Genomic DNA, 23140 nt, shown 5'->3' with positions numbered 1-23140 from the left:
GCGCCGGTGCTGTGCTGGTTTTGTGCCACGGTAGGCCGGAGGGCTTGGAATTTGTTTGGCGGATCAGGTCCGGTTCCGGGCCCGGCCGCCTAGGGTTTTTCCAACGTTTAAACCCCGCAGACGAGTGCTATGGATCGCCTGACCCAAACAGGGATTGGAACCGTTCAGCCCTGGGAATGGGTCCGCACATCCGGGCTGACAGCTGCCTGGTGCCCCAGGCTGCGGGACACGGCCCTGGCGGCGGCACGGACCGCCGGGGCCAGCACGTTCGGGGGAGTGGAGCCGTCCGGAACCACGATGGACAAGGCGGCCACCACCGCGCCCTGTGCATCGAAAATCGGCGAGGCGACCGAGACGGTCCGGGACGGGACGGTGCGGCGGATCATGGCGATGCCGGTACGCCGCACATCCGACAGCGTCCTGCGGACCTGGCCTTCGGGCATGGCGGCCACGCCGGGCTCATTCTCCGGATCCTTCGCCAGGATGGTTTCCTGGAACTGCTGGTCCGCGCCGGCCAGCAGCACGAGTCCGACGGCGGTGGACCGCAGGGGTGCCCGGCCTCCCACCCGGTAGGCCACTTCGGTGGCGTCCTTGGCGGAGAGCCGCTCGATCAGCACGGCTTCCTCGTTGTCCCGCACGGCCAGCAGGACGTGGTGCCGGGTGACTTCGAACAGGTCCTCCAGGTATGGCAGGGCGATCTCGCGGACGCCGTGGCCGCGCGGGGACAGTGAGGCGACTTCCCACAGCCGGACGCCTACGACGTACCGCCCGTCGTCGAGCCTTTCCAGCGCGCCCCAGGCTACGAGCCGGGCAATCAGCCGCAGCGCCGTGGGGGCCGGCATCTCCGCGTACCGTGCCATCTCTGACAGGGTCAGCGCCCTGCGCCGGTCGGAGAAAACTGCCAGCAGGCTCAACGCGCGGTCGATGACCGGCTCACCCTGCTTGGGCCGCTTTCCACGGGCGGCAGGGGTGTCCGTTCCTGAGGGGTTGGTCATGGCAGAAATTCCTAGCGCCGTTGATCGATGCACCCAAGGTCATGGGGTTCCGCAGTGAGCTGCCCCACAATACTATTCCAGCCAATGAAAGTGAGCTGTGGGGCAAGGCTGCCCGGAAAGGAAGCTGGAAGCGTCAGCCACCTCACGTTCAGGAGTCCGCCCCATGACTGCCCCCACCCGGCTTCGGGCCGAGCACCTGGCCGAAGCCATCGGCCTCACCACCACGCGGCCGCGCCTGAGCTGGACACCGCCGGCCGGGACCACAGCCCAGTCGGGCTACCGCATCCAGGCCACCAACGGGTGGGACACCGGCCGGGTGCCCTCCGGCCGGCATCTGCTGGTGCCGTACACGGGCCCTGCCCTGCAGTCGAGGAGCCGCTTCGAATGGCGTGTCCGCACGTGGAACATCCGCGAAGACGGCACCGAAACGGACAGCGGCTGGTCCGCGCCGATGGCCGTGGAACTGGGACTCCTGCACCCCTCCGACTGGCAAGCCCGGTGGATCGGCCCGGAGGAGCGGGAAACCCCTCCGCCGGGACGGCGCCCCGGCTATGCCCTCTCCACCAGCTTCTCCCTGGCGGCCGCCCCGGACGTGGCCCGCGCCTACGCCACCGCTCATGGCATCTACGAACTGTTCATCAACGGGCAGCGCGTTGGCAACCAGGAGCTCACGCCCGGATCCACCAGCTACCACAGCACCCTCCAGGTCCAGACGCACGATGTCACCCCGCTGCTGCGCGCGGGCACCAACACCGCTACTGCGGTGCTCACCGACGGCTGGTACCGCGGCACGTTCGGCTACACGCGCGACGCCGACATGTACGGAACACAGACGGCCTTCCTTGCCCAGCTGGAACTGGAGTCCGGGCCGGGGCGGAAGGTCATCGGCACCGACGCGTCCTGGCACGTCGCACCCACCGAAATCGTGGCCGCAGACCTGATGGCGGGCCAGCGCGTGGACTTCCGGGTCCTCGGCAACACGGGGACGGCCGGCGGCGCACCCACGGCGGGTGCCGCCGTCGTCCGCAACTGCTCGTACCGCAACCTGGCAGGACAAACCGCGCCGCCCACCCGCGTGGTCCGGGAGTTCGCACCGGTGTCCATCACGCGCCTGGCCGGCGGGAACCAGGTGGTGGATTTCGGCCAGAACATCCACGGCTGGGTGCGGCTCGGAAAGCTGGGGGACCCGGACGAGACAGTCACCCTGGCCTACGGTGAGGCGCTGGACAAAACCGGCGACGTCACCCGCGACCACCTCCGCCCGCACGACTTCCGTTCCCCCGGCGCCTTCCTTGACGCGGGGCAGGTGGACTCCGTCATCGCCTCGGGAACGCCCGGGGAAATGTTCGAGCCGCGGCACACCACGCACGGCTTCCGGTACGTCTCCATCCAAGGGCTCCGGGCCGATCTGCTGCCGGGGGACATCACCGGCTGCCTGGTCCAGACCGACCTGGAGAGCATCGGCTCCTTCAGCTGCAGCGAAGACCGGCTGAACCGGCTCCATGACATCGTGGAATGGAGCTTCCGGGACAACTCCTGCGAGGTCCCCACCGACTGCCCGCAACGCGAAAAGGCCGGCTGGACCGGGGACTGGCAGCTCTTCGTCCCCACCGCCGCCTATCTGTTCGACGTCACAGGCTTTTCCCGCAAGTGGCTTCGGGACGTGCGGGCGGACCAATGGGACAACGGGATTATTGCCAACATTTCGCCTTCGCCCGGGCCCGCCGCCACCTCCGCCGACTTCATGGCCTTCGTGAACGGGTCCGCCGGTTGGGGCGACGCTATCGTGATGGTCCCCTGGGAGCTGTACCTGGCCACGGGGGACGCTGACATCCTTGCGGAAAACTGGGACGCCATGAACCGCTGGCTCGGCTTTGTCCGTTCCACCGCCGAATCGCAGCGGCACGCCTCCCGCGCAGCCGCCGGTCCCGTAGCCGCGCCGCACGAGAAGTATTTGTGGGACACCGGCTTCCACTGGGGCGAATGGATGGAACCGGGCGGGCCGCCGCCCAACCTGTTCGCCGCCCGCGATGCCGACCACGGCATCGTGGCCACCGCCTTCTACCGGAACACCACCGCGCTGATGGCACGGATCGCCCACGTCCTGGACCTCCCCGCCGAAGCCCGGGACCTGGCCGCGCTCTCGGCCGGCATCCGGCAGGCATGGGAAACCGAATACCTCGATGCCGACGGACGGGTCACGGAGGCCAGCCAGGCGAACTGCGTCCGCGCCCTGGCCTTCGACCTGGTCAGCCCCGCACATCGGGCCGCCGTCACCGCGCAGCTGGTGTCGCTGATCCGGGACGCCGGCACCCACCTGGGCACCGGCTTCCTGGCCACGCCCTACCTGCTGCCCGTCCTCGCGGACAACGGCGAACTTGACCTGGCGTACGAGCTTTTGATGCAGGACACCGAACCGTCCTGGCTGGCCATGGTGGACCGGGGCGCCACCACCATGTGGGAACTCTGGAACGGATTGGATACGGACGGCACCCCGCACCAGTCGCTCAACCATTACAGCAAGGGCGCCGTGGTGTCCTTCCTGCACCGCTACAGCGCCGGGCTCCGGCAGGCGCCGGGCAGCGCGGGCTACAAGCAGGTCATCATCGAGCCGCGCCCCGGGGCAGGACTGACGTCAGCCGGCACCTCCCACCAGGGCCCGCAGGGCCTGATTGAAGTGCAGTGGGCAACGGACGACGGCGGGCTGACGCTCACCGCCGTGGTCCCGTCCGGCACCAGCGCCGAGGTACGGCTGCCCGGCCGGCCCGCCGCCGTCGTGGGCCCCGGGACACACACCATTCTTGCCGCCGCCGGCGGCGTCCGGAAACCCGAGCTTGTGAGGAGCACACTATGACAGTGGAAGAAGCAACCGACGTATTCGATCCTGCCCGCCAGAATGTCGCCCCGCCGGACACTTCCCGACTGGACACTTCCCCGCCGGACACTTCCCGCCCTGGCGGGGTGGATGTTCCGCCGTTCCCCGTCTTCGACGCCCCCGGCACTCCGGAACCGGCCTCGGACATTTCAACCGTGCACCGGGAACTCACCTATGCGCGCGCCATCGGGTTCCGGCCGCTGAAGATGGACGTCTGGCTGCCACGCCAGGCGTCCGGCCCGGTCCCGCTGGTGCTCTGGGTCCACGGCGGCGCGTTCCAGCTGGGGGACCGGCGCGAGCTGCCGCCCACGTTCGCGCCGGACTCGGTGTTCCGCCTGCTCAACGAGGCCGGCATGGCCTGTGCCACCGTGGACTACCGGCACTCACTTGAAGCACCTTTCCCTGCGCAGCTGCATGACCTCAAAGCCGCTGTCCGCTACCTCCGGGAATTCGCGGAGGTCCTGGGCGTGGACCCCGCCCGGTTCGGGGCCTGGGGCGAATCCGCCGGCGGCCACCTCGTGGCCATGCTGGGGCTGACCGGGAACCGCGGGGACCTTGACGGCGGGCTCGGTGCGCAGGGGCACCCCAGTGCCATCAGCGCCGTCGTCGATTTCTACGGCGTCTCCTCCCTCGTTGACATCCCGCCCATGGCCGGGCCGGACGGGCTGTTTCCGCCGGCATTGACCTCCGCAGTGCCGGCCGGGATGTCACTGCAGCCCGAGTACATGCTGGTGGGCGGCTCGGATGATCCTGCGCTGCTTGCCGCCGCCAGCCCGGTCACGTATGCCGATGCCGGGGCGCCGCCATTCCTTCTGGTCCATGGCGACCGCGACGGACTGGTGCCGCACGCCCAGACCGATCTCCTCGCCGCGGCGCTCGCCGCTGCCGGAGTGGATCATGAAGTGGTCACCATCAAGGGCGGTGACCACTGCTTCTTCGGGGCGGAGGACCAGATGGACACCATCCTGGCCACCGCCGTTTTGTACCTCTCCCAAAAGCTGGGGCAGCCGTGATGTCCCCGCAAACAGAACATACCGCTCCGGTTGCCGGCAGCGGCCTGGCACCCGACGCCGGTTTTGCCGAATACCTGGCCACCCCGGAAGGCCCCCAATTCCTTAACCCGGACGCTGTCCGCTCCCCGGGGCCGGACGTTCCCATCCGTACCGTCTCCGCTGACGGGAGGCACGGTCCGGTCAGTGTCCGGATCTACGGTGAGGCGACTTCCCCGGACAGTCCGGCCCTGGTGTGGCTGCACGGGGGAGGGTTCGTCAGCGGCGGACTGGACATTCCAGAATCCGACTACCTCGCCCGGGTGCTGGCTGACGGTGGGACGCCGGTGCTCTCCGTTGACTACCGGCTGGCCCGGGACGGCGTCTCCTTCCCGGTTCCGCACGACGACGCCCTGACAGGGTGGTTCTGGGCGCGGCAGAACGCAGTGTCCCTTGGCCTGGATCCGGAGCTTCTGTGCCTGGGCGGGGCGGGCGCCGGCGGAAACCTTGCGGTGGGTGCCGCCCTGTACTTGATTGACGCCGGAAAACCACTGCCGGCCAAGCTCCTGCTCGCGTACCCGTTCCTGCACGCGGAACTTTCGCCGCCGGCGAAGGGCCTGGACGAGGAAGTGATGGCGCGGCTGCCGCGGCACCTGCGGTTTACGCCCGAGGACTGCATCCGGCAGGCGGAAAACTACGTGGGCGGGCCGGTCAGCATGGCATCGTCCTATGCGATGCCGGGCTACGCCGACCCTGCCGGGCTTCCGCCCACGGCCCTGCTGGCGTGCGAGTACGACGACGCCCGCGGCTCGTCCGAGCTGTTCGCCTCGGCCCTGGAACGGGCAAAGGTTCCGGTGACCTACTTCTTGGCGGAAGGTGCGTTCCACGGTCACCTGAACCACACGGCCGGACTTCCTGAGGGTCAGCCGGCGTTGGATTTCCTGGCCAGGGAGCTGTCCTCGGCGCGTGCCCGGTGACTGCTTCCAGCGCCTGCCGGGGCACGTTCGTACGCTGCCGAACTCTTTTCATTCAGTGAAACCGCCCGCGCCGGGCAGCAGCCATATGCCCGAAAGTTGAGTCAGGACGCAGCCCGCACGGCAGGCCCGCGGACAACAAAAACACGGACAGAACGGCGTAGTGCATATGGAGTCAACGATGACGGCAGGGCGGATCCTTCAAGGCATTGAGTTCGCATGCCCCAATGGTTCGAGCCCGCTGCTGCTGGACCTCTACCTGCCGGCGGGCTCATCCACCGGGGGCACTTTTCCCGCCGTCGTCCATTTCCACGGCGGCGGCTGGCGGACCGGCGGTCGCTCCTCGCTGGGACCCACCGTCGATAGCTTCGGACTCAGCCCCATCGAGCAGCTGGTGGACGCGGGCTTTGTGGTCGCGTCCGCCGACTACCGGTTGACCACCGTTGCCACTTTCCCCGCGCAGCTGCTGGACGCCAAGGCGGCGGTCCGGTGGCTGAGGGAGCACGCCGACGAATACAACGTGGACCCGCACCGCATCTACGCCTGGGGTGACTCGGCGGGCGGGCACCTCGCCAGCCTGGTGGGACTGACCGCCGGCGCCAAGGAATTCGGCGAACCCGGCAACGCAACTGATGAGGCAGTGGCCGCAGTGGCCGCAGTGGCCGCCTGGTACCCGCCCACCGACCTGAACCGGATGGGCACGCAGGCCCGGCCGGACGCCGTCGCGCGCGCCGACGATCCCGGCTCGCGGGAAGCCCTGCTGATCGGTGCGCAGCCCGCGGACGCTCCGGACAAGGCCGCCGCCGCCAGCCCGATCACCTACGTACACCCGGATGCGCCGCCCTTCCTCCTCGCCCACGGAACCACCGACCGGTACGTCCCCGTGGCCCAGTCGGCCACCTTTGCCGCGGCGCTGGAAGCCGCGGGCGCCGCCGTCGAACTTCTCCTGATCGATGAGGCTGACCACATGTGGGCGCTCCCGGATGCCAGCCAGGCCGCCGCGCAGCAAGCCACCACCGCCACCATCGATTTTTTCCGCCGCCAGGCGCAGAACCACTGAACAAGACCACCAAGCAGAACCACAGACCCGCAACCCGGCACCCAAGCGTGCCGGGCAGACCCGAAAGGCTTCACATGCAGTTCATCGGCATCAACCACTTTGGCGAACCCTGGGCAGCGGCCCTCGCAGGCGCGCGCGTTGTCCCGCTCACCCCGGTTTCGGACTTTTGGGCGGACGCGGAGGGCTGGCAAGACAAGTCTGTCTCGCTGGTGTCTGCAGCGTCCGACGCCGGCACCTCGCTGGAGCGCGGCAGCGTCACCGAAGTACCGCTCGTCCCCGCTTCCGCGCGGGTCATCTGCGTGGGACTGAACTACAAAGCCCACGCCGCCGAGGGCAGCTACAAGGACCAGGAACTTCCGCCGTACCCCACCCTCTTCGGGCGCTGGACGGCATCCCTGTCAGTTGGCAACGTTCCCGTTCCTGTCCCGGCGGGCGAAGCGGGCCTGGACTGGGAAGGCGAAGTTGCCGCCTACATCGGCCGCCGGGTGGAATCTGCGGACGAGGCCACGGCCGCAGAGGCGGTCTTCGGCTATTCGACCTTCAACGACATCACCTCCCGCACCGCCCAAAAGCTCACCTCGCAGTGGACGCTGGGCAAAAACGGCGACTTCAGCGGCCCGCTCGGCCCGCTGGTAAGCCGCGATGAGGTGGGCGACCTTCGGGACGGACTGCGGGTGCGCACCCGGGTCAACGGTGTGGAGGCCCAGAACGGCAACACCCGGGACATGATCTTCTCCGTACCGGCCATCATCTCGCTGATCAGCGGGACCTTCACGCTGCACCCTGGCGACGTCATCGCCACCGGCACCCCCGAAGGTGTCGGCTACGCCCGCACGCCCCAGTGGCTGCTCCAGCCGGGCGACACCGTCGAGGTGGAAATCGAGAAGCTCGGCACCCTCACCACGCCCGTCGGTGATGTTTCACTCCGGAGCCGTGCCTGATGGCCACCTTCCAGGACGCCCCGGCAAGCGGGATCCCGGAGGAGGCTCAGGTCCTCATCTCCGGAGGCGGCCCCAGCGGACTCTTCCTGGCGCTGGACCTGGCCGTCCGCGGTATCCCCAGCACCGTCATCGAGCCCCGGACAACGGTGGACCACACCCGGCCGAGGGCGAAAACCACCAACGCCCGCACCATGACCCACCTGCGAAGGCTCGGACTCGCGGACGCGCTCCGGGCAGCCTCGCCGCTCCCGGTGGACTACGCGCAGGACGTCATTTTCTGCACCGGCCTCACCGGTCCCGCGGCGCATGAGCTGCGCCGTTTCCGCAACGCGTTCCAGCTGGTCCCGGGCCGGTACGGCCCCCAGCCCGAATGCGGACAGCAGGTTCCGCAGCCGGTCCTGGAAGAGGTGCTGCGCGATGCGGCGGCACGCAATCCGCTGGTGACCTTTCTGACGGGCTGGTCCGTGACGGAGGTTTCCGGGAAAGACGCGCCGTACGCCGTCGCCGTCGCCAGCCCTTCCGGCATCAGCCGGACCATCACCGCGGACTACGTGATCGGGGCCGACGGCGGATCCTCCACCGTGCGGCGCAGCCTGGGCATCAGGCTGGAAGGCGGGTCCGCGGCGCTGTCCAACATCAGCATCCTCTTCCGTTCCAGCGGGCTCGCATCTGCCGTGGCACTGGACCCCGCCGTCCAGTACTGGGTGGTGGGCTCGGAGGCAGCAGGCATGGTGGGACCCATGGACCTGCAGGACACCTGGTGGGCCATTGTGCAGGGGGTTGACCCGGACCGGGACGTGGACCAGGAGGAGGCCGGCGCCCTGGTGCGCTCCCTGGTGGGTTCGGACGTGGATGTTGATGTGCTTGCCACCGACCCCTGGACGGCCCGTATGCTGCTGGCCCCCGAATACAGCAGAGGCAGGATCTTCCTGGTTGGCGACGCCGCCCACCTCAACCCGCCCTGGGGCGGACATGGCTTCAACACGTGCATCGGTGACGCCGCCAACCTGGCCTGGAAGCTCGCCGCCACCATCACGGGATGGGCCGGTCGCGCGCTTCTGGCAAGCTACGGGGAGGAGCGCCGGCCGGTGGCCGCCCGCACCATCAGCGACGCCGCGGCCAACGGCAAGGCACTGGCCTACCATTTCGCCGACCCTGACCTGGTCGCCGCAGGCCCGTCAGGCGAAGCCGCCCGGCAGGCGGCGGAGCAGGCACTCGCCGTGAAGCAAAGCGAGTTCGATTCCCTGGGCCTGGTGCTTGGGTATGCCTACGGTGATTCATCCATGGTGGTGCCCGACGGTTCGCCAGTCCCCGCCGAGGACCCCATCCGCTATGTTCCCTCCGCGAGCCCCGGCGCACTGCTGCCGCACGCCTGGCTGGCTGACTCCACGTCTGTCTACAGCCGGCTGGGCGCGGGCTTCACCCTGCTGGCCGACGCCGGTGTGCTGGGTGGAGTGCCCGCAGCCGAGGCGTTTGCGCCGGTGCTGGACGCCGCCGCCCGGCTGGGCATCCCGGTGGCCGTTGCCGCCGTCGGCCCTTTCGATGACGGAACACCGCCCTCCGAGCTGTGGGGAGCGGACGCCGTGCTGGTCCGTCCGGACCAGCACGTGGCATGGCGCGGCAGCTCCACCGAAGCTGCGGCCGCAGCACTGTCCACCGCCGCCGGCTGGGCAGCAGCCCGGCAGTCGGAATCCAGGCAGCCGGAATCCCAGGAGCCGGCCTTCGAATCTCCGGCATCCCACGACCATTTCAGGAGCACCCGTGTCGACGCTGTCATTCCGTGACTTCCTTTTTGCCCCGGACCACCCCCGGGTGGCGGAAATCCGGGGCCTGAACGCCCGCGAATATGCGGAAGCGGCCACCACCGATTCCTTCGCCGGGCCCATGATTGAAGGCTGGAAAAAGCTCTATCCGCAGCCCTTTAGCGGCATCACCAGCGACGGCGTCCGCCGTGAAGGCCTGTTTCCGCTGGCCGCCGCACGTCCCGGCGAAGAAGCGCCGACGGCGGAAATGGTGGCGGCAGCCGGCAAGCTGCTCGGAGCGGTCACGCCCGAGCAGAAGCGGAAGCTGTGCTACGCCGTCGACGCTCCGGAATGGCAGAGCTGGGCCAACCCCGAGTTCATGCAGCACGATACCGGGCTGCGGCTGGATGAGCTGGAACCGCCGGTCCGCGACGCAGCCTTGGCGCTGGTGGAGGCAAGCCTGAGCGCCGAGGGCTACGGGCTGGTGCGGAACCTGATGCGGATCAACGGATTCCTGGGTGACCTGGTGGAGTTGCCGCTGCTGATGAACGAGTTCAGCTACAACGTGGCCCTGTATGGCGAGCCGTCCGAGACCGAGCCCTGGGGATGGCAGATTTTCGGCCATCACGCCGCGCTGAACTGCCTGGTGGCCGGGACGCAGCTGGTCATCTCACCTGTGTTCATGGGTGCCGAGCCGGACATGATCGACGACGGCCCCTACAAGGGGGTCAAGGTGTTCAAGGAACGGATCGCCTTGGCCCGCGCTCTGATGGCTGCGCTGCCGGACGGCCTCCGGGCGGAGGCAACCGTGTACCAGGAGATGGTGGATCCCGCCATGCCCGAGGGGCGCATCCATCCCGGCGACGAACGCCACCTGGGCGGCTGCTTCCAAGACAACCGGGAGATCCCGTACGAGGGCATCCCGGTGACCGGCATGCCGGCGGAGGCCCGTGCGCTGCTGGATGCCGTGGTGGACGACTTCATCGCCTACCTCCCGGATGGTCCGAGGGCTGCCCGACGGCGGGAGATCCAGGAGCACTATGGCGAGACCTTCTTCAGCTGGATCGGCGGCTGGAAAGGTGAGGAAGCGTTCTACTTCCGGATCCAAAGCCCGGTGGCGGTCCTGGAACTCGACCACCACACCGGCGTGTTCCTCAGCAACGACCAGCCCGCCCCGTTCCACATGCACACCGTGGTCCGCACGCCCAACGGCAACGACTACGGCCGTGAACTGGTGAAGCAGGCCCGCTAAGACAGCAAGAAGGCCCGGGCTTTCAAAAGTCCGGGCCTTCTTTGGTGCTGCTTTTTGGCGTTGCGGCGGGAGGCTAGGGGATGTCGAGTGCGGCGCGGCGCTGCGGCGGGGGACCCACCACGGTCAGGTCCATCTCGGCCTGGGCCCGGCCGAAGCCCTCCATGTCCATGTAGGGCTCGCCGCCCTCGGTGTACATGTAGTCCTCGGTGGGCTTGTTGAAGTACTCGAAGAAGCCGTTGAAGACGGACGGCGTCAGGAAGCCCAGCATCTGGGTGTTGTGGGAATCGAACGCGAACGAGTGGATGGTGCCGGCGGGGGCATGCACAAAGTCGCCCTTGGTCAGCAGCACCTCCCGGCCGTTGGCGTACAGCCACATCCGGCCCTCCGTGCAGATGAAGTTCTCCGTGTGCTCGGAGTGGAAGTGCAGCGGAATGTAGGGCGACTTGGCGCCTTTGGTGTGCACCGCGAAGTAGTTGGAGCCGGTGTTGGCGGGCCGGGACAGGTAGGTGAACATGGTCTGGTAGCTGACCAGGCGCTCGCCTTCCCCGGCACTGAGGAAGTAGGGGCTCTGCGTGGGCGGCAGGCCGGCGTCGTGCTTGAACGAAGGGGCCACGCGCTCCACGTCGGGGAAGGTGATGCCGAACTCGGCACCCACCTCGGCCTGCTCCTGCAGGCTTGCCGAGTGGCCGGCGCGCACCGGCGGGACGTGGGAATCGATGGGGGTGCCCACCCGCTCGTAGTACGCCTCCGCGCCGCCGGGGGTCATCCAGTTCAGGAAGCGGGTGTAGTGGCTGGCCATTCGGTAGGCGTGCGGGGTGTTCGGCGGGATGACGACCGAGTCGCCCGGGGTGAGGATCCGGCTTTCGCCGGGCAGCCAGACGTGCAGGATGCCGTCAAAAACATAGAGGGTCTTGTGCTCCACCTTGTGGCTCACGAAGGGGGATTCCGCGCCCATGCCGCCCGAGATGTAGGCGGCGCTGAAGATGCCGCCGGTGTCCGCCGCGCGGGCGATTACCGTCACCAGCTGGCCATTGATTTCGTAGCGTGCGCCCTCGCCGGACGCCATGTAGTAGGGGACCGCTTCGCCGGGCAGCACGTTGGCTGCCGGGAGCTGGGTGTTCATTTCCTCAACGCTGAGGGACATGGTTTCCTTCTTTCCAGTCGGCCGGCCCTTGCCGGAGCGTGACCTACATCATGGCTGGCAGCAGCTCCGGCCACGACCGGAAATTCCAATGGATGAAAACCAAAACCCCAGGCAGCTGTGATTCCCGGCGGAAGCGGAGTGGCCCGCTTCCGCCCTGCAGCTGCTCCCCGTCAGGACTCGCACTCCCGGCAGTACTTGTTGCCGTCCTTTTCCCTCGCCAACTGGCTGCGGTGGTGAACCAGGAAACAGGACATACAGGTGAATTCGTCGGCCTGGACCGGAACCACCTGGATCTGGAGTTCCTCGTTCGAAAGGTCGGCTCCGGGCAGCTCAAAGCTGTCCGCGAGGTCCGTCTCGTCAACGTCGGGGGTTGCCTCCCGGCGCCCCGGCTTCTCGGTCTTGAGCTCCTCCAGGGCGACATTGGGTTCTTCCTCCGGTGTCACCCGCGGAGCGTCGTAGTCAACTGCCATTGATGCGTTCTCCTGTCCGGCTTCTGGTGCCCAGATTATTCTGGACAGAGCGAAAACCCGGGGCGGTCCCCAGATATTCCCGGCGCTGCCAAGATACTGAATTACGGTTGCAGACGCCATAGCGCGGGGACCGCGGCAGCCACGGCTCCCACGAAGCCGATGGGTTCCTGCTGCTTGGCTTGCCGGCTCAGTGGCCGGCTCACTTTATGGTCCAGCCGGGTGTGGGGCTTTCCCTGCGTCCATGGGCGGGTTGTCCCGGAGCGCCAAAGCGGCCTGGACCAGCGCGGCGTGGGTGAGGGCCTGCGGGTAGTTGCCCAGGAGCGCACCTGATGCAGGGTCCAGCTCTTCGCTGAAGAGCCCCAGCGGGGAAGCCAGGTCCAGCAGGGAGCGGAATGCTGCCTCCGCCTCGGCGCTCCTGCCGGTCATGGCCAACGCCTGCACCAGCCAGAAGGAACACGGGAAGAAGGCGCCTTCGCCGCCGGCCAGCCCGTCCTTCCCCGGCGGGTACCGGTACAGCAGGGGGCCGCCGGCGGCCAATTCCGTCCTGACGGCATCCACGGTGGCCCGGACCCTGGCCGATTCCGGTTCGTCCAGTCCAATCAGCGGAAGAACCAGCAGGGCGGCGTCCAGGTCCTGCGAACCGTAGGTCCGGGTGTACGTGTTCCGGGCCGGATCCACGCCTTTGCTGCGGATCTCAGCCGCAAGCGCATCCCGCGCCAGCTGCCAGCGACGGCGGTGGCCGCTGCTGAGGCGGTGCGTGGTTCCGATGCGCAGCGCCCTGTCCAGTGCAAGCCAGGCCATCAGTTTGGAATGGACATGGTGGGCGGCGTCAGCGCGGATCTCCCAGATGCCGGCATCGGGTTCACCCCATTGCGACGCCACAAGGTCGGCAAACCCGCGCATGGCCCGCCACGTTTCCGAATAGAGCGGGTGGCCGCCGCCCACCAGGACGGATGCCGCGTCCAGCACCCAGCCGTATCCGTCCAGCTGGTGTTGACCGGCCGCGCCGTTGCCGGTCCGCACCGGCCTGCTCCCCGCGTAGCCGGGCCAGCCCTGAAGCACCCGTTCCCGGGGAACATGCCCGCCGGCCAGCGTCAGCAGTGCGGAGAGCCGGGGACGCTGGAGCCGGCTGGCATGCAGCAGCCAGCCGAGGAAAGCGAGGGCTTCGTCGGTTTTGCCTGCCCGCAAAAAGGCGCCGACGCCGATGCTTGCGTCCCGCGGCCAGGCGTACCTGTAGTCCCAGTTCCGTATTCCGCCGGGGTCCTCCGGCAAGGATGTTGTGGGGGCGGCGACCGGAGCGCCGGAGGGGGAGTAGGTGAGCAGCCGGAGGGTGAGCAGGCTCCGCAGCACGTGCGCGCGGAACGGCATGTCCGCGTCGACCGCCTCCGACCACGCCTCCCACCGCTGTTCGTCCCGGCGGAGCAGGTCCCAGGCTGCCGATGGGTCCAGATGGATGAGCGGTTCCCCGTACGCCAGTGCGAGGACCAGTGTCACCGGCCGGCCGGGATGCACGGTCAAGGTCTGCTGCGTGCCGCATTCCAACGGAAACTCCGTACTGCAGCCCAGCGAGAGCGCCAGCGGTCCCCACTCACAGACGATGTCCCGGCCGCGTTTGCTCACCCGTGGCCGGCGGTGGTTTTCGCCCAGGCGCGGATTGAAATCGACGGTAGCGGTCACCGGGGCACCTTCAGCACTGAGTCGCCTGACAAGGACCGTCGCCGGGAGAAGGGCACCCGATACTTCGGCCACCATCGCCTCAGTCAGGGTCAGCCGTCCCTTGCCGGACTGCCAGACGGTTTCCAGGGTGGCGGTGTTGCCCCGGTACCGGCGCGTTGCCAGTTCAGCCGGTCCGGCGGGACCTGCAACAAACCAGCCGGCCTCCTCTCCTCCCAGCAGGGCACCGAAGATGGGTTCGCCGTCGAAAGCCGGAGCACACATCCAGTCCACCGATCCCCGGGCGGACACCAGGGCCGCCGTCCGGGTGTCGCCCACCAGGCCGTAGTCGGCGATGGGTGCCGGCTGCCAGGGGTGGGCGGGAAGGGGAGGTGGGTGAGCCGGAAGGGGTGGTGCCGTGGCTTTCCCGCCGGGCATGGCCTGTTGCCGCGTCCCGGGCCCGGGTTTCACAGTGCCCTCAACAGGAGCCCGAGCATGGCGCCGTAGACCAGATGGGCCACGACGGCGACTGCCGGCGTTTGGATGCCGTAGTTCAGTCCCAGCAGCCCGGGGGGCTCCAGCACGGCTGCGGTTCCGGGGCCCGCCCTGGTGGACGCCATCCTCGGATGGACGCCCGGCAGCAGGGGCAGGATGACAGTCAGCGCCACCGCCACGTGCAGGAGCCCCAGCAGTGCGCCGATCCACCAGGTTGCCCGGCCCAGCAGTGCGAACGTTGCGGCGTACCCGAGGGCGAACACCTGGCCCACCACGAGGTGGATGAAGAAGCCCACCGCCCGTGCCCGGTCCGGATCCGGCGTCACCATGGTGCCTAGCACCAGTGGAAGGTCAAGCCGCGTGAGTCCTGCCATCTGAGCGGCGATCAGGACAACTGTCAGTGCCGCCGTTGCGAGCAGTCCGAAGAGGGCCCACCCTTGCCAGTCCATCTCATGCCGCCCCGCTCCGGGCTTGGCCTCCGGAAGCCCGGGCCGGTGCAACTGCGCCGGTGTAGAGATGCATTGTGGGAGAAAGCATGGCTCCTCGCTCTAAAAAGGAATACCTTGAATTTAGAACCGGCGCAGGGGCCTGTCAAGACACTGTGGGCAGGGCGTGAGGAGCTGCGTCGGACGGCAAGGTGCGGCTGAACGGGCGCCGCCGTGGCTGTGAAGGATTGTGCGAGATGCGAGACTCGAGACCCGGCGCCTGCGGGAGAAGGTCGCCTTACGAGCGATTGGCCAGCCGGGAACACTCTCCCCAGAGCCGCCGGCGGGCCTGCGGGTCGGAGCCCATTCCCGGCGTCGGCAGTTCCTTGCGCCGGGCCCACAGCTTGCCGGTAACTCCAGCAGTTTCGTTTGAGGTGGCCAGCCACAGAGGGGTGTCGGCAGCCTTTTCGGCAGGGCTGCCGAATGTGTTGGTGACCCACTGGAACGGCCCGCCCACGTCCCGCAGCAGTGCGGTGTTCTTGACCAGGCCCGGATGTGCAGCGTTTGCCACAACGCCGGATCCCTTCAGCCGCTCCGCGAACTCCTGTGTCAGGAGGACACGGGCGAGCATGGTTGGGGGAGTGGAGCGGAGGTAGCTGTACTTGCCCTTGGCCGTCTGCAGGTCGTCAAAGGTGAGCCCCGTATTCCCGTACCTCGAAGCGATGTTCACAATCCGTGCAGACCCGTTGGTGGCGGCGCCTCTCTTTAGGGCGTCCAACAGGAGGCTCGTCAGCAGGAAGTAGGACATCACGTTGGTGGCAAACGTGAGTTCAAGCCCGTCAGGCGTCTCATGGCGTTCCTTGCGGAACACCCCCGCGGCGTTGACCAGGACGTCCAGCCGGTCATGCCGGGACAGGAACGTGTCCGCGGCGGAACGGATCGAGGACTGCAGGGAAAGATCGCAGGCGAGCGGCTCAAGCGTCGCTGCGGGAACGCGGGTGCGAATTTCCCCCGCCGCTTCGTCCGCCCGCGCCACGGTGCGGCCCACCACCACGACCGTGGCGCCTTCCCGGGCCAGGCCGGCGGCCACTGCCTTTGCCAGGCCGCCCGTCGCCCCGGTCACCAGCGCAACGCGTCCGTCCATCGAACCCACGGCCATCGCCTCCCGACGCTTCCATCCCGTCAATATCCCAGCACGAATCACCGGTCCTGGCCATAGTGCAGGGGATTGCCCGAGCAGGCTGGTGAAATCCCTCCAGGTAGGTAGACTGGTCTACCTACTCCAAGGAGCTGTATGTCCCACAACGTTTCCATCCCGCCCAGGCGTCGGGCCCGGGAATTGCTCCTCGACGCCGCTTCCCGGCTGTTCTACGCCCGGGGCGTCGCCGCCACCGGTATCGACACGATTACCGCGGAAGCGGGAGTGGCAAAGAAGAGCCTGTACAACAACTTCTCGTCCAAAGCCGACCTGGTGGCGGCCTACCTGGAAGCCCGGCATGAGGAATGGCTCAGCCTGTACCGGGGGAGGCTGGAGGCGGCGAGGGGTCCCCGGGACGGCGTACTTGCCATCTTCGACGCCTATGTGGACCACGCCAACGCCGCCTACAGCCACGGTTTCCGGGGCTGCGGCCTCCTCAATGCGGCAGCGGAACTGCCGGCGGGCGACCCCGGCAGGCTTGCCGTCCGGCAGCATAAGGACGAAGTGGAAAGCCTCCTGGCGGAGCGTGTGGCCGGGCTGCTGCCGGGGGAGGAAGAACGGGCCGCGGACCTGGCCCGGCACCTGTCCTTCCTGCTGGAGGGTGCCATGGCCAGGGCGGGCCTGGAAGGCAGCGATGACCGGCTCCAGGATGCCCGGGCCATCGCCATGCGGATGCTGGAAGACCTGTGACAGCAGATCACAGCCACCCGAACGCCCCGCTCTGGGGCGCCCTCTTTGTCGTGGCGGCGTCAATACTCTGGGGAACCACAGGAACAGCGGCCACGTTTGCCCCGTCCGTGAGCCCGCTTGCCATCGGAGCCGTAGCGATGGGCATCGGCGGGCTGCTGCAGGCGGTGTACGCGGCCAGGCACATCATGGACCAGCGGCACGGCCTGCTGGAGCGATGGCGCCTGGTATCCCTGGCGGCAGCAGCCGTTGCCGTCTACCCCCTTGCCTTCTACAGCTCGATGCATTTTTCCGGGGTGGCCATCGGAACCGTGGTCTCAATCGGTTCGGCCCCCGTTGCCGCGGCGCTGATCGAGCGGTTCGCGGACCGCAAGCCGCTCACCCGGCGGTGGGTCATCGGTGCGGTGCTCGGAGTGGCCGGCGCGGGGCTGCTGTCCTTTGCCGGCCATAGCCCGTCCGGCTCCGAAAGCGCCGGCCCGTGGGCCTCGACCGTGGGCATCCTGCTGGGGCTGGTGGCCGGCGGCACGTACGCCCTCTATTCCTGGGCAGCACACCGGCTGATCGGCGGCGGGATCACGTCCAGGGCCGCCATGGGCGCGGTTTTCGGCATTGGCGGGCTGCTGCTGATGCCGTTGCTCGCTGTGACGGGCAGGCCGCTGCTGGAGTCGTGGACCAACTTCTCGGTGGGCGCCTACATGGCGCTCGTTCCGATGTTCGCAGGGTACGTCCTGTTCGGCTGGGGGCTGGCCCGCATCCGGGCAAGCACTGCCACCGGCATCTCCCTGCTGGAAACGGTGGTGGCCGCGGTCCTCGCCGTGCTGGTGGTGGGGGAACGGCTCCCGGCACTTGGCTGGCTCGGCGCCGCCGTCGTCCTGGGAAGCCTGTTCATCCTGACGCCGGTCGCCCGCCGTGCCAGGGGGCGCACGCCGGGCGGCAGCGGGCACGGGTCAACCGGTGGGCTGTTCCCGGCGCCGCTGCCAGTGGGGGAAGAACCGGGCCAGGACCAGGCAGGCGCCCAGCCCCAGCAGCAAAATACCCAGGACGACGGCGGCAGGCCCCTCGCTGCCGATTCCCGTCATCAGGAGTACCAGCCCTATCAGGCAAACGGCTGAGCCAGTGAAAAGGCCTGCCGGAAAGCGGCGGGCCGGGTAACCGGAGAGCAGCTCCATGGCCAGGTGGGGATCGTCGGCAATCAGGCCCAGCTCCAGCTCCTTGAGCAGCCTCCGCTCCTCTTCGGACATTGGCATGGCATGCCCCTGCATTTCACGAGATGCGGATATCGGTATTGACCGTAGGAGCCTTATCCCGCCCAGTCAAGACCTGCCGGCGCCGGGCTTGACGCCCCTCTCCACCCAGCCCTTCTCTTCGGACCAGCTGGTCTTTATGGACGGCACGGCCAAAGCGGGTTAGAGGCTGATCTTGGCGGGACTCCCCGCCCTGGCGTTCTGGCCGGGTTGCCACGTGGCCCTGCGCCGTGTCCGGCGACGGGGCCAGCCCACCGCAGCTACCGCCGTCGCAGTTCCGCGAACTCTATGGACGGGACGATGGCGCCGGCGTCGCGCTCCACGAAGTTGGTGCCCGGCGGCACCAGGTCATCGATGGCGTCCAGGACGGATTCGCCGAGCCGGACATCCGCCGCGCGCAGGTATGCCTGCAGGTGCTCCTCGTTGCGCGGGCCGATGATCACGCTGCTGATGGCCGGGTGGGCCAGGGCAAAGCCAACCGCCAGGTCCACGAGCGAGAGCTCCAGCTTGTCCGCCAGCCGGGCCAGTGAGTCCGCGGCCAGGAGTTTGCGCTCGCTGGACGGTCCGGAGATGTCATACCGTCCGGGGAGCGAATGGACCCGGGTGGGCGCCTGGCCCGACTCGAGCACAAAGTTGCCGGACAGCCAGCCGCCTGCCAGCGGGCCGTAGGCCAGGACGCCCAGGCCGTACTGCTGGGCGATGGGCAGCACGTCGCGCTCGTTGCCGCGAACCAGCATGGAGTACGGCACCTGGTTGCCCAGCGGCGGAATGAGGTGGTTGGTGGTGGCCAGCCACTGCGCCTCCACGAGCTGCGCGGGGGTGAACACGGACGTGCCGTAGTAGAGGATCTTGCCCTGCCGGATCAGGTCGTTGAGGGTGGTGATGGTTTCCAGGACATCGGTGTTGTAGTCCGGCCGGTGGGCCTGGTACAGGTCGATGCGGTCGGTCTGCAGCCTGCGGAGGCTTCCCTCCACGGCCTGGCTGATCCAGCGGCGCGAGTTTCCCGAATGGGCGGGGTTGGCGCTCATTTGTCCGTGGAACTTGGTGGCGAGGAAGACGTCGTCGCGGCGGCCGCGCAGTGCCCTGCCCACCACCTGCTCGGACTGGCCCTGTGAGTAGACGTCTGCGGTGTCGACGGCGGTGATCCCGGCGTCGAGCGCCGCGTGGATGATGCGGATGCTCTCCTCGGCGCCGGTGGGCGCGCCGGACGGCCCGCCCGTTCCTTCGCCGAAATTCATGGTGCCCAAAGTGAGCGGACTGATGGGGGTCCCCGACCGCCCGAACACCCGCAGTTCGCTGAGGCTCATCCCCGGTCTCCTCCCGATGCCTTGCGTTGCATGCCCTTGATCGTCACGAGGCTACACAGATCCGTCGAAGGCCTGAAGATTCCTGCCTTAGTCCTTCTCTTTTCGACGCACGGAGTAACCATGAAGTGCCGCGATGACGTTTTATGGCGCGCGCCGAGCCCGTCCCCAGGCTTATATTGGGGAATGGCCACCCCAAGTTCTGACGAGCAGTTCGCTAAGCTGCACGACCTGATAATCGGCAGCACCAACGTGAACGGCTTCCTCGGCGAGCTGTCCACGGTGGCGGCGTCATCTGTGTCCGAATCCGCCGGTTCGGTCATCGAATGCGGCGTCACGCTCCGGCGGCGCAAGCGCAGCACCACGGTTGCGGGCAACAGCGACCGCGCACGCGAGCTGGACGAGCTGGAACAGGCGCTGGGCCAAGGGCCTTGCCTGACCGCACTGGAGATAATGAAGCCCGTTGTCCTGGCAGACGTGGACACGGAACCGCGCTGGCCGCAGTACCGGAAAGTCCTCGCCGAACACGGCTGCCGCAGCGCCCTGGGAGTTCCCCTGGAACTGGACCAGCACCAGTCGGCCGCGCTGAACTTCTTTGCTTCCGAACCCGGGGTCTTCTCCGATGCCGTCATCTCCACGGCACAAGGCTTTGCGGACCTCGCCGGCCGTGCACTCCGGCTGGCCCTGAAGATTGCCGATGCGCAGAACCTTGCCGATGACCTGACGGCAGCCATGGAACACCGCACCACCATCGACCTCGCCTGTGGCGTGATCATGGCCCAGAACCGCTGCTCCCAGGAAGAGGCGATGGCGCTCCTCACCAAGGCGTCCAGCCACCGCAACCAGAAGCTCCGGGAACTGGCGGCGGACATCCTGGTGCGGGTGAATGGTGGAGCGGTCACCACGCACTTCGAGCCCTGAACCGCGCACTGCGGGCCTTGAACCACACACTGGGAGCCCTCAACGGGAGGGCATGGAGGAAGTCCGGCTGGAACCGGCGCTGCGGATAGCAGCTCCGGTTCCAACCGGACGGCGCTACAGGTGCGGCAGCACCTTTAGGAGACTGCGGCCACCGTGTAGTCGAACCTTCCGGAGCCGACCTCCACAGGTTCCTGCCCGGGCAGCTCCACCCGTGCAGTGGTTCCGGTGGGCACCTCAACCTCTACGCTCAGGCCTGCAGCAGTGGTGCGCCATGAAATGGCGGCCCGTCCGTAGGGGGTTTCATGTGCCGCCGAGGCCCAGGTGAGGCCGCCGCCGGGCTGCGGCCGGAAGAGGATCCGCCTGTATCCAGGCTCCATGGGCGCCAACCCGGCGACGCAGCGGTGCATCCAGTCCGCCACCGCGCCCAGCGCGTAGTGGTTGAAGGACGTCATTTCGCCGGGATTGACGGTGCCGTCGGGAAGCAGCGAATCCCACCGTTCCCAAATGGTGGTCCCTCCCTGTTCTACTGAGTAGAGCCAGGAGGGGCACTCCTTCTCCAACAGCAGATCGTACGCAGTTTCCAGCTCATCCACTTGGGTCAGCGCGTCGGTGATCACCGGGGTTCCGGCGAAGCCTGTGGCGATCCGGTTGCCGGCTTCCCGCACCAGCCCGGCCAGCCGCTTCCCGGCGAGCTGCCGGAGCTCCACAGTGGGAAAGAGGTCAAACACAATAGCCAGCGCGTACGCGGTCTGTGCGTCGCTGGTCATCCGGCCATCAGGCAGGATGTACTCAGCGGCGAAGGCGTCAGCCGCAGCCCGCGCCAGCTCCAGGTAGTGCAGCTCATCCCCGGACTTGCCCAGGACGCCGGCCATTTTGGCAAGGTGACGGGCAGACCAGGCAAAGTATGCGCTCGCCACCAGATGGCGGTCGGTCTTTGCCTCGCTCGGCTTTTCGGGCGGGGCGCTGGGGTCCAGCCAGTCACCCAGCTGAAAACCTGTATTCCACAAGTGGCTGTCTCCGGCCAGCTTGTCCAGCAGGTCCACCCACGCTTTCGCGCTGGGGTACTGGTCAGCCAGGATCCCGGGATCGTTGAACCGTTCATGGAGGACCCACGGAGTGAGGACCGCGACGTCGCCCCAGACCGCACCGGGCCGCACGGGCGTCCAGTAGTCCCCGCCGGGAATGACGGGAACGTACCAGGGAACGGTCCCGTCCGGCGATTGTTCGGCGGCCACGTCCTTGAGCCACGAGGAGAGCATGCCCGAGCAGTCATAGAGGAAGGTGGCGGTGGGAGCGAAAACCTGGAGGTCCCCGGTCCAGCCCAGGCGCTCGTCGCGTTGCGGGCAGTCGGTGGGGATGTCCACGAAGTTACCCTTCATGCTCCAGCGGACGTTTTCGTGCAGCCGGTTCAGGCCGGCGTCGGAACACTCGAACCAGCCGGTGCGTTCCATGTCGGTGTGGTAGACGCGGGCCACGACGTTTTGGGCGACGTCCCCGCCGGTCCAGCCCTCAATCTCGGCGTACCGGAAGCCGTGGATGGTGAAGCGCGGCTCCCACGTTTCCGGTGCTCCGCCTGCCAGGGTGTAGACGTCCGTCGCGGCTGCTCCCCGCAGCGGCCGCGTGTAGAGCTCGCCGTCCTGCAGAACCTCGGCATGGCGCAAGGTGACTTTGGCGCCTGCTTCGCCGTGGACAGTGATCCGAAGCCTGCCCACGAGGTTTTGCCCGAAATCCAGGATGAGCTTCCCCGACGGCGACGTGGAGACGTTCACCGGCTTCACTTCATCGGTGCACCGGACCGGAGGACCTTCGGGAGCCACCAGGGTGGCAGGGTCCCTGGTGACGGCGGCAACGGGCTGCCAGCCGCCGTCGTCGAACCCCTTACTGCTCCAGCCCGCGGGGAGCTGGCGGGCATCGTGGTCCTCGCCCTCGTACAGGCCGGTGAACAGGATGGGCCCGAAGGCGGCCTTCCACTCGCTGTCCGTTCCCACTATGGTGACGGAGCCGTCGTCGTGCGTGACATGCAGCTGCGCCAGCAGCGCCACCTTGTCCCCGTAGAGGTTCCGGTGCCCGCCGTGGAAGCCGAAACGGCCGCGATACCAACCATCTGCCAGCCAGGCGCCCATGGCATTCTCGCCCTCGGCGAGCTGGGCCGTGACGTCGTAGGTGTAGTAGCGCAGCCGTTTGCCGTACACGGTCCAGCCGGGGGAGAAGGCGTCGCTTCCGATCCGGGTTCCGTTGACCTCCATTTCGTACAGCCCGTGCGCGGTGACGTACAGGCGGGCCGACGCCACCGGCCTGGACAGCGTGAAACCGCGCCGCAGCAGCGGCGGACGCCGGTCCGAATCCGGGTCCTCATCCCAGGCAGGGGTGATGGGGGTTGCCGTCCAGTCAGCAGGTGACAGCAGGCCGGTTTCGACGGCGGCGGCGGGACTCCAGGGGCCGGGCGCCTTATCTGCCTCCCCCCAAAGCCGCACGCTGACGTCCGCGCGCTCGCCGGAACCGAGCGGCCGGGCTGGCCACGGCTGAAGCACCGAATCCTGCGACTCAATGCGCTCACTGAGCCAGGTGCCCGCCGCCGAGGTCACGGACACCTGGTAGGCGGACTGGGCCCAGCCGGGCTCGGCGCGGGTCTTCCAGGAGATACGGGGTGTTGCGGTCCCGATGCCCAAGGCACCGGGAAGATGCTCGCAGGTCACCGGTTGGACGGTGGCAGACATAAGGCCTCTTCCATGCAGGGGTGATGAACGTGGGGGCGGCGGCAGGGCCACCGC

General features: G+C 68.0%; 18 protein-coding genes and 1 pseudogene. 10 read left to right on the top strand and 9 right to left on the bottom strand.

Annotated features, from left to right (window positions below; genetic code table 11):
* Positions 1–164: 164 nt before the first annotated feature.
* A complete protein-coding gene (locus B5520_RS09135) occupies positions 165–995 on the bottom strand; it encodes an IclR family transcriptional regulator (RefSeq protein ID WP_079596756.1) in 831 nt (276 codons plus the stop codon).
* A gap of 163 nt (positions 996–1158) precedes the next feature.
* Between B5520_RS09135 and B5520_RS09130 the strand changes: the two genes are divergently transcribed.
* The 7 genes from B5520_RS09130 (at position 1159) to B5520_RS09100 (ending at position 10828) form a co-directional block, all read left to right on the top strand.
* Positions 1159–3849 carry an alpha-L-rhamnosidase gene (locus B5520_RS09130; protein ID WP_079596755.1) on the top strand — a complete coding sequence of 897 codons (2691 nt, stop codon included), beginning with the start codon at positions 1159–1161 and terminating at the stop codon, positions 3847–3849.
* Positions 3846–4883: an alpha/beta hydrolase gene (locus tag B5520_RS09125; protein WP_079596754.1), complete on the top strand. Its 1038-nt coding sequence runs from the start codon at positions 3846–3848 to the stop codon at positions 4881–4883. Before B5520_RS09130 ends, B5520_RS09125 begins: the two co-directional genes overlap by 4 nt.
* Positions 4883–5836 carry an alpha/beta hydrolase gene (locus B5520_RS09120; RefSeq protein WP_079596753.1) on the top strand — a complete coding sequence of 318 codons (954 nt, stop codon included), beginning with the start codon at positions 4883–4885 and terminating at the stop codon, positions 5834–5836. The genes B5520_RS09125 and B5520_RS09120 overlap by 1 nt, the downstream gene beginning before the upstream one ends.
* Positions 5837–6014: 178 nt before the next feature.
* The gene (locus tag B5520_RS09115) at positions 6015–6893 is read left to right on the top strand and encodes an alpha/beta hydrolase (RefSeq protein WP_079596752.1); all 879 of its coding nucleotides are present in this window, start codon (positions 6015–6017) and stop codon (positions 6891–6893) included.
* A 74-nt stretch (positions 6894–6967) separates the two neighbouring features.
* Complete coding sequence (locus B5520_RS09110) at positions 6968–7834, top strand: fumarylacetoacetate hydrolase family protein (RefSeq protein WP_079596751.1); 867 nt, start codon at positions 6968–6970, stop codon at positions 7832–7834.
* Positions 7834–9618: an FAD-dependent monooxygenase gene (locus tag B5520_RS09105; protein WP_079596750.1), complete on the top strand. Its 1785-nt coding sequence runs from the start codon at positions 7834–7836 to the stop codon at positions 9616–9618. Before B5520_RS09110 ends, B5520_RS09105 begins: the two co-directional genes overlap by 1 nt.
* Positions 9596–10828, top strand: a complete 1233-nt coding sequence (locus B5520_RS09100; protein WP_079596749.1) for a DUF3500 domain-containing protein — start codon at positions 9596–9598, stop codon at positions 10826–10828. Before B5520_RS09105 ends, B5520_RS09100 begins: the two co-directional genes overlap by 23 nt.
* 73 nt (positions 10829–10901) lie before the next feature.
* On the opposite strand, the gene B5520_RS09095 is transcribed toward B5520_RS09100, so the two are convergent.
* The 5 genes from B5520_RS09095 to B5520_RS09075 all read right to left on the bottom strand — a co-directional run bounded on the left by B5520_RS09095 (position 10902) and on the right by B5520_RS09075 (position 16174).
* On the bottom strand, positions 10902–11972 hold the full coding sequence (locus B5520_RS09095) for a quercetin 2,3-dioxygenase (protein WP_079596748.1): 1071 nt from the start codon (positions 11970–11972) through the stop codon (positions 10902–10904).
* Between the two features lie 170 nt (positions 11973–12142).
* Positions 12143–12442, bottom strand: coding sequence for a DUF4193 domain-containing protein (locus B5520_RS09090; RefSeq protein ID WP_079596747.1), 300 nt, complete (start codon positions 12440–12442; stop codon positions 12143–12145).
* A 204-nt stretch (positions 12443–12646) separates the two neighbouring features.
* The gene (locus B5520_RS09085) at positions 12647–14533 is read right to left on the bottom strand and encodes a glycoside hydrolase family 15 protein (RefSeq protein ID WP_079596746.1); all 1887 of its coding nucleotides are present in this window, start codon (positions 14531–14533) and stop codon (positions 12647–12649) included.
* Between the two features lie 29 nt (positions 14534–14562).
* Positions 14563–15039, bottom strand: coding sequence for a hypothetical protein (locus tag B5520_RS09080; protein WP_079596745.1), 477 nt, complete (start codon positions 15037–15039; stop codon positions 14563–14565).
* A gap of 274 nt (positions 15040–15313) precedes the next feature.
* A complete protein-coding gene (locus tag B5520_RS09075) occupies positions 15314–16174 on the bottom strand; it encodes an SDR family NAD(P)-dependent oxidoreductase (RefSeq protein WP_254865529.1) in 861 nt (286 codons plus the stop codon).
* Positions 16175–16309: 135 nt separating this feature from the next.
* Between B5520_RS09075 and B5520_RS09070 the strand changes: the two genes are divergently transcribed.
* Together B5520_RS09070 and B5520_RS09065 are read left to right on the top strand one after the other, a co-directional pair.
* Positions 16310–16903, top strand: a complete 594-nt coding sequence (locus B5520_RS09070) for a TetR/AcrR family transcriptional regulator (RefSeq protein WP_079596744.1) — start codon at positions 16310–16312, stop codon at positions 16901–16903.
* Complete coding sequence (locus B5520_RS09065; RefSeq protein ID WP_079596743.1) at positions 16900–18012, top strand: DMT family transporter; 1113 nt, start codon at positions 16900–16902, stop codon at positions 18010–18012. Before B5520_RS09070 ends, B5520_RS09065 begins: the two co-directional genes overlap by 4 nt.
* On the opposite strand, the pseudogene B5520_RS23035 reads toward B5520_RS09065, so the two are convergent.
* Positions 17968–18141, bottom strand: a pseudogene (locus tag B5520_RS23035) (DUF3040 domain-containing protein); the annotation flags it as partial. The gene B5520_RS09065 and the pseudogene B5520_RS23035 overlap by 45 nt on opposite strands.
* Positions 18142–18404: 263 nt before the next feature.
* Positions 18405–19451 carry an aldo/keto reductase gene (locus B5520_RS09055; RefSeq protein WP_079596741.1) on the bottom strand — a complete coding sequence of 349 codons (1047 nt, stop codon included), beginning with the start codon at positions 19449–19451 and terminating at the stop codon, positions 18405–18407.
* 183 nt (positions 19452–19634) lie between these two features.
* On the opposite strand from B5520_RS09055, the gene B5520_RS09050 reads away from it, so the two are divergent.
* The gene (locus tag B5520_RS09050) at positions 19635–20369 is read left to right on the top strand and encodes a GAF and ANTAR domain-containing protein (protein ID WP_079596740.1); all 735 of its coding nucleotides are present in this window, start codon (positions 19635–19637) and stop codon (positions 20367–20369) included.
* A gap of 134 nt (positions 20370–20503) precedes the next feature.
* Here the strand turns inward: B5520_RS09050 and B5520_RS09045 are convergent, their stop codons facing one another.
* Entirely contained in the window at positions 20504–23086 is a 2583-nt protein-coding gene (locus B5520_RS09045) for a glycoside hydrolase family 78 protein (RefSeq protein ID WP_079596739.1), read from the bottom strand.
* Positions 23087–23140: the final 54 nt, after the last annotated feature.

Origin of the sequence: Arthrobacter sp. P2b (assembly GCF_900168295.1) — a bacterium.
Lineage (GTDB): Bacteria > Actinomycetota > Actinomycetes > Actinomycetales > Micrococcaceae > Arthrobacter.
The sequence above is the reverse complement of the archived record's forward strand: the minus strand, read 5'-3'. Positions and strand labels throughout refer to the sequence as shown.